A 7,651-nucleotide genomic window follows, 5' to 3' on the forward strand; every position below is an offset into this window, starting at 1 on the left:
GGTCTGGGGGCAACGGGCACCGACCGGGGCCGGGGAGGGGGCTCGAAGGCGCGGGCGGGAATGACGATTTCGGCCTCTTCGGGATCGTCGACCGGCTGCGCCGGCGGGGTCACCCGACGGCGGACAAAGGCGGGCTGAGGATCGTCGACCAGCTCAAGGGCGGGCAGATCGGGACCATCGTCCCACGCCAACTCTTCGAGGGGGGCCGGAATTGCGGGTTTGTCGGATAGGTCGGTCGGGTCGGACTTTTCGGGCTTGTCGTACCGCGACGTCGCCACCCGACGGTTGCGCCCCTGGGTGCGCAACGTGGCGATCCAAGCACGACGCCAGGGGGCGGGAATCAAAAAGGGGAGCAACACCAACCAGGCGGCGATCCACAACCAGGTGGAGCCCAGCGGGCCGACCCAGCTACCGGCCTGCTGCACCATCCAGGTACCGAGCACCCCACCATGAAGCACCGGCCCCAAACTGAACCACTCGGGCCGTGCAGCGGCTCCGGCGGCGATCAGCAGCCCCAGCCAGCCCAGCCGCACCCCCAGGTGGGGATACAGCCCTTTGGTGCCCGGCACCAGCGTCAGCAGTAGCCCCGCCGGAATCAGCCAGGCGGCAAATCCCAGGCTTTGCGCCAGCAGGTCGGCCAGCGCCGCCCCCAACCACCCCCAGGCGTTGACTGCAGGCAGGGTCGAGGCGGTGTTGAGGCTGGGATCCTCGGGGTGGTAGGTCGCCAGCGCCCCGGCCAGCAGCAGCACCAGGGTCAGCCGCACCAGCCAACCCAAATAGGGGCCGCGGGCGCCGCTGGGGATGGCGGTGTCGCGTGCGTTCATGGCCGATCAGACCTCGAACACCAAAGGAAGGACGATGGGGCGGCGGTCGAACTCCTTGCGGAAGAAGCGCCGCCCCGCCACTCGGATTTCTTCGCGCACCAGCTCAAGATCGGCCAAATGCTCGCTGGAGAGCCCTTGAAAGGTCTCCAGCACCTTGCGTTTGCAGGCCTCCAGCACCTTGCCTTCGCCATCCTCGGCGTCGGTCAGCCCTTTGGGAAAGAGCTCAGGCCCCAGGACGATCTCCCGCTTTTGGGCATCGATCACCACCAGCACCACCAGCATCCCGTCCTCAGAAAGGATGCGCCGCTCGCGCAGTACCTCTTCCCCCACGTCGCCGACCCCCTTGCCGTCGATGAAGGCGCGCCCCACCGGCACGGTGCCGTCGCGCTCCAGACGGTCGGGGTAGATCCGCAACACCTGGCCGTTCTCGACGATTGCGGTGTTTCCGGGCAGCACCCCCATGCGCTGAGCCAACTTGCGGTGGCGCACCAGATGGCGGATTTCGCCGTGAACCGGGACAAAAAGCTTGGGCCGGGTCAGGGCCAACATCATCTTCAAATCTTCTTGGCTGCCGTGGCCCGAGACGTGGACTTCGCTGACCCGGTCGTGGATGACCTCGCAGCCGCGGCGCAGCAGGTGGTTGATGAGGTTGCTGATCGCCTTTTCGTTGCCGGGGATGGCGCGACTCGACAGGACCACCGTATCCCCCTCCCCCACCACAACCCGTTTGTGTTCCCCCAACGCGATGCGGCGCAGCGAGGCGCGGGGCTCCCCCTGGGAACCGGTCGAGAGGACCACCACCTTGTTGCGAGGCAGGTACTCGATCTCTTTTTCGTCGATCAGGGTATCCATAGGGACTTTGAGGTAGCCGAGCTCCCGGGCGACCTCGGTGTTGGCGATCATGGAGCGGCCGTTGAGGCAGACCTTGCGCCCCGTGGCGACCGCCGCGTCGATCACCTGCTGCACCCGGTGGATGTTCGACGAGAAGGTGGCGACCACCAGCATCCCCTTGGCCTTGGCGAAGATGTCGAGGAAGGAGGCGGTGATGTCCCCCTCCGACGGCGAGGCGCCGGTGCGCTCGACATTGGTCGAATCCGAAAGCAGCGCCAGCACCCCCTCCTCGCCGTAGGCGGCCAGACGGGCGTAGTCGGAGCGGCGACCGTCGACCGGAGTGTTGTCGAACTTGAAGTCGCCGGTGTGGATGATGACCCCGGCCGGGGTGTGAATCGCCAGCGAAACCCCATCGATGATCGAGTGAGTGACCGCCATCGGCTCGACCAAAAAGGGGCCGATCTGCACCCGGTCGCGCCCTTGAATCGTGAACTGCGGCACCTGGCTGGCCAATCCGTGTTCGATGAGCTTGTTGCGTAAGATCCCCAAGGTCATGGCGGTGCCGTAAACCGGCACCCGCAGCTCGGGCCAAAGGTAGGGGGTGGCGCCGATGTGGTCTTCGTGGCCGTGGGTGAAGACGATGCCGACCACCTTTTCGCGGTTTTCTTTAAGAAAGGTGATGTCGGGGATGATTTGATCGATCCCAGGGGTGTGGGCGTCGGGGAAGGTGATGCCGCAGTCGACCACCAAGATCGCGCCGTCGGCGCCGAGCTGGTAGGCCATGCAGTTCATTCCGACCTCCCCCAATCCCCCGAGCGGGATCAGACGAACGAAGGGGGCCTCGTCGGCGGTGGTTGCCTCGGGGGCGACCTCTTGGGTTGCCGGATCCTCGGAGGAATCGTCCTGGGTGGCGAGGGCGGTGATGTCGGAAAACAGTTGCGCCGAAATGTCTCCGGCCTTGATGTCGTTCATGGTGCGGCACGCTCCGTCAGTGGATGAAAATCTCCCAACCTTGGGCAGCTTCAAAAAACCGTCGCGAACAGCCCAGATGCACGGGCACGCACAGCGCAGAAACCAGGTTTGAGTACGTTGAGGTTTCGAGCACCGAGTGGCGCAGCAGATGGGGCGTTCCGCAGGTTTTTAGGGGCGGCCTTTCGGTTATCAAGAATTCTCTGGTTGAGGTTTGGCGGACAAGCCTCCGCCAGGGGCATAGCGATCCACCACCACCGCCCCGATCAGATCGCCGGTGACGTTGGTGGCGGTACGAAAAGCGTCGAGCAGACGGTCGACCGCCAGCAGCAGAGCAATCCCTTCAAGGGGGAGCCCCACCGCCGACAGGACCATCGCCATCGTGACCAGCCCCGCGCCGGGAATCCCCGCCGCCCCCACCGCCGCCAGAGAGGCGGTCAGGAAGACCAGGATCTGCTGGCCGAAGCTCAAATCGATGCCGTACAGCTGTGCAATAAACAAGGCGGCGACCGCCTCGTAGAGGGCGGTGCCATCCATATTAACGGTGGCCCCAAGCGGCAGAACGAATCCTGCCGTGGTCGGGCGAACATTCAGGTTTTTTTCGGCGCACTCCAGGGTGACCGGCAGGGTTGCCGAACTCGACGCGGTCGACCAGGCCACCAACATGGCGGGGGAGCCCCCCTTGAGAAACCGCCCCCAGCCCATGCCGCCAACCAGACGCAGAATCAAAGGTAGCACCAGCCCCCAGTGAAGCCCGAGTGCCAGCAGCACCGTGGCCACATAGGCGGCCATGGGGCGCAGCACCTCGATACCGGTCTGGGCGACGATCCCCGCCACCAGGGCGAAGATGCCGATGGGGGCGAGCGCCATGACCCAATCGGTCACCTTGAGCACCGCAGCATTGGCCCCATCCAGCGCCTCTACCACCCCTTTACCCCGCTCCCCCACCGCCAGCAAACCAAGCCCGAAGAGCAGTGCGAAGGCGATCATCCCTAAAATGTTGCCACTGCTCAGCGCGTGGATGGGGTTGTCGAAAATCTTGGGGATTTGCTGGTTCAAAAATGCACCGAGCCCCTCAGGGGGGTGGATCGTCGCTGCCTCGGGGGTCGGCAAGGTTAGTTCGCTTCCCACCCCCGGTTGCATGATCCCCACCACCAACATCCCCACCACCACCGCCAGCGCCGTGGTCGAGAAGTAATAGAGCAGCGCCACGCCGCCGAGCTTGCCCAGGCGCGACCAATCTCCCAACGCCGTCACCCCGGTGACGATCGACAGAAACACCAGGGGAGCGATGAGCATTTTAAGCGCGGCGATAAAAATCGCGCCCAGCGGCTCGACCCAAGGGGCCGCCTCGGGTAGGGCCACCCCGAGCAACAGGCCGAACAACATGGCGATAAGGATTTGCAGCGGTAGGGAGAGGGTCATGGACGGGTCGCGGACAGAGGGATAAAACCTCGCAAACGTAAGAATCGACCGGGGCAATTGGACCGTATCGACGGGGAGTATAACAGGGGTTATGTGCAGGAGACCCGAAAAGATCGCCGTCCCAAAACACCTTGCGCACCTTGCGTTTTCGCAAAAACGCCTCTATCCCCCTTCATGGCCCACCTGGGGAAGCGCTGATTGATTAGTGCTTCCGAGCAGCCCAGGGATGGGCACCAAAATGGAGCGCTGTCGTAGGAGGCGACCTAAGTCGCCGAAGCTTTTGGTTTTTGCGTAGCGTCGCTGAAAAAGGCAGATGGCCTTTTTTCAGGACTTGAGGTTCGGCACGGGGTGGCCTCCTACGCGCAATGGCTCCTGCGTCGGTCCAGGTCTGACCCGAAGCCCCCATCCCGGCGTCAATCCCCGCGCGGGCGGGGATCCAGCGGTCGTGGGGGCGACAGCGTTGGGGGGGATGGGGACGCTGCGGGAGGGCGGGACGCCATCGCGCCGAGGGCGGCGCTCCTACCACGTCGCCTCAGGGCGCCTATTTTGGGTTTTTGCCAGGCGTGCCGATTCAAGGTAGGAGGCCTTAATCAGCGCTTCCCTGGCCGCTCGATGACCAGGAACAAGGCCTCTTGATGGGGGGCGGCCGGGTGAGACGACCGCTCAGAAAGACCTTCGACGCCCTCCTCCCGAAAGCATTTCAACCACCTTGTAGGCCGCACGTGGACTGACTCCCCCCGCCTGCGCGGCTTCGCAGGATCGAAGACCACTTCACATACGTTGAACAAGCAGGTGCACCCTGGACCGTCAATCGGGCATTTTTGTGAATGTTCATTCGGGGCCCTCGGAGGGGTGGTTGGCGCGCACATCGCGTCTGCGCACCTCCCATCTAAAATGGGCTGACCCCGAATGAACAACCTACCGAGAGATCACAGTTAGGTCGTGGTGAGGGGTCACATCGAGCCGGATGGCGCCTTGCTAAAAGGGCTGGCGTTGGGTATCAACCCGGGTCGATACCAATACCCGTATTGGCGGAACGCAAATTCCCTCTGTTTTGACAATTTGACTCTGTGGATCGCCACCGGCGCTACGGCCATCGTGACGTAGTGGTCGGTGTGCGCTTTGGATTCGTGTAGCACGAATGAATGAGCTGGAGTGCTTTATGGCCGTGAATAATGGATGGTTGAATCGGTGTCGCGGTGCCGTTGTGGCCGTCCTGGCAACTCTGCCTCTACTGCTGGCCTCTTGCGGCGACACCCCCCTCGGCCCCTCCGGCACCGTTGTTGTTGTCTCCCCCTACACCCCTGCCCCGGCAGGGGGGGCGATTGTCTCCCAAACCCCACCCGCCGATCTTGCCTCGTTGGTCATCGAGGTACGCGATAGCGCCAACGCCGTGTTGGCAGGTCCGATCACGGTCATCCCCGGCCAACCGGCCCAGCTTGAGGTTGAAAGCGGCGAGGGGCGAATCCTGCTGCTCCAAGGGCTCGACAGCGCCGGGGACGCCATCTACAGCGGCACCTCGGCACCCTTCTCGCTCCAACCCGACGAAACCAAACCGGTCGCGCTCGACGTCTACGGCGCCATGCTCAAGGGGAGCACCACCCTGACGAGCGGCGCCTCGCTGTCGGTGTACGGCGACGGTCAAACCACCCCGGTCGCCAGCAGCAGCGTCGCTGCCGACGGCTCCTTCAAAATTATCCTTCCCCCCAAAACCCTGCGTCCCTACCTGCTGGTGGCCCGTTCGGGGGGCAATGTGGTGGGCACCTCGATCAGCGATGCGCCGGGCAGTATTGCGCTTTCCCCGGTTTCTTCGTTTTTGGCCGCCGCCTTGGCGAACCCCTTGGCGGGTCAAAGCACTGCTACCCAACCGACCTTAGCCGACGTGACCACCGCTTGGGCCGCCTGGAGCGCAGGCAACACCCAACAGGCAACTCAATTTGACTCCGCCAACACCAACCTGAATGCCGCTTTGGGCCTGAGCAAAATCGGCATTTCGGCCCTGCGTTTGAATCAGCAACAACCTCAATCTCTAAGAGATTTGATCGACACCAACGGTTTGGTGTTGAACTGGCAGGGGGGGATCCCCTTCCTGACCACTGCTGTTGGAGTCGACATCGCGGCCTCCACCAGCACCGGCAACATCACCCTTCTGCCTGGGATTTTGGTGATTCCCGCCGCCAACCTTTCCAGCGGCGTTACGGTGGCCAATCGGACCGCCGCTTCGGGTGAGTGGTTGATGTTCAACCCGGGATCGGCATCGGCGCCATTGGCCATTACTCTCCCCGCCTCTCTGAGCGGTCAGAGCGCCGCCAACATCGCCGCCGGATTGCAGGTTTTGGGCGCGATGATGACCTCTGCGGGGATCGATCCCGCCGCTGGAGGCACTACCTTCGCTCAATATCTGGCCACGGCGCTGGAGCAGGTGGTTGCGGTCGTCACCGACCCGGTCGCCCTGCAAGCCCTGACCACCCAGTACACCACCACGTTTAGCGATCCAGCCTTCACCCCCGCCACCCCCGCCCCCACCGCTTTTGCCCTCTCTGTCACCACCACCGAAGACACCGCGCTGAACGGCACCTTGTCTTGGATGAGCGACAGCGGGGCGATGCCGACCTTGAACATCGTCGCCCAACCGCAACACGGTACGATCTCTTTGTCGGGCGATACCTTCACCTACCAGCCGTCCAGCAACTACAACGGCTCCGATTTCTTCACCTACCAGGCGAGCAACAGCAACGGCACCTCGACTGCGGCCCGGGTCGATTTGACGATCACTCCTGTCAACGATCCCCCTGTCCCCACCGCCACCGGCATTGCCGTGGTGCGTGGCGGCAGCGGCAGCACCACGGTGCTCCCCAACGATCCCGACACCGGCGACAGCCACACCTATGCCATCTCGGCCGCCCCGACCCATGGCAGTGCGAGCGTCTCGGCCAGCGGCGTGGTCACCCTGACCGCCGCCAACAACTATGCAGGCAGCGACAGTCTGGTCGTGACGGTGACCGACGCAGCAGGGGCCAGCGCCCCGGTGACGATCCCCTTGACCTTGAGCGATGCCACCGGGCCGGTAGTGAACGCCCCAACCAGCATCACGGTGGCGGCGCTCAATGAAGCGGGCACCCCGGCCAACGATCCGGCGATTGCCGCCTTTTTGGTCGGCGCGAGCGCCAACGATCCGGTCGACGGCCTCGTCCCAACCGCCAACGACGCCCCGACCACCTTCCCCTTGGGCACTCGGGTCGTGACCTTTACCGCCGTCAATGCGGTAGGAGGGAGCGGCAGCGCCACGGCAACGGTTACCGTGACCGATCAAGCCGCCCCTGTCGTCACTGCTCCGGCCGCCGTCACCGTCGAAGCGACCGGCGTTTCCACCACTGCAACCCTCGGCACCGCGACCGCCAACGACCTGGTCGACGGCACTTTGCTCCCCGTGGCCGACAACACCGGCCCCTTCGCGGTTGGCACCACCACCGTCACCTGGTCGGTGATGGACGCCGCGGGCAACACCGGCTCGGCGACTCAGCTCGTCACCGTCACCGATTCCACCGCCCCTGTCGTCACTGCTCCGGCCGCCGTCACCGTCGAAGCGACCGGCGTTTCCA

General features: G+C 64.2%; 2 protein-coding genes and 2 pseudogenes. 1 reads left to right on the top strand and 3 read right to left on the bottom strand.

All coding sequences use genetic code 11. The annotated features are described in order from the left end of the window. From AUJ55_07055 to AUJ55_07065, 3 genes and pseudogenes are all read right to left on the bottom strand, one after another. A pseudogene (locus AUJ55_07055) lies at positions 1–824 on the bottom strand (hypothetical protein). A 6-nt stretch (positions 825–830) separates the two neighbouring features. Beyond that, entirely contained in the window at positions 831–2,480 is a 1,650-nt protein-coding gene (locus AUJ55_07060) for a ribonuclease J (protein ID OIO57251.1), read from the bottom strand. 336 nt (positions 2,481–2,816) lie between these two features. After that, complete coding sequence (locus AUJ55_07065) at positions 2,817–4,049, bottom strand: hypothetical protein (protein ID OIO57250.1); 1,233 nt, start codon at positions 4,047–4,049, stop codon at positions 2,817–2,819. Between the two features lie 1,162 nt (positions 4,050–5,211). Here AUJ55_07065 and AUJ55_07070 point away from each other — a divergent pair. Then, positions 5,212–7,651, top strand: a pseudogene (locus AUJ55_07070) (hypothetical protein).

Source organism: Proteobacteria bacterium CG1_02_64_396, from assembly GCA_001872725.1.
GTDB lineage: Bacteria > Pseudomonadota > MNWR01 > CG1-02-64-396 > CG1-02-64-396 > CG1-02-64-396.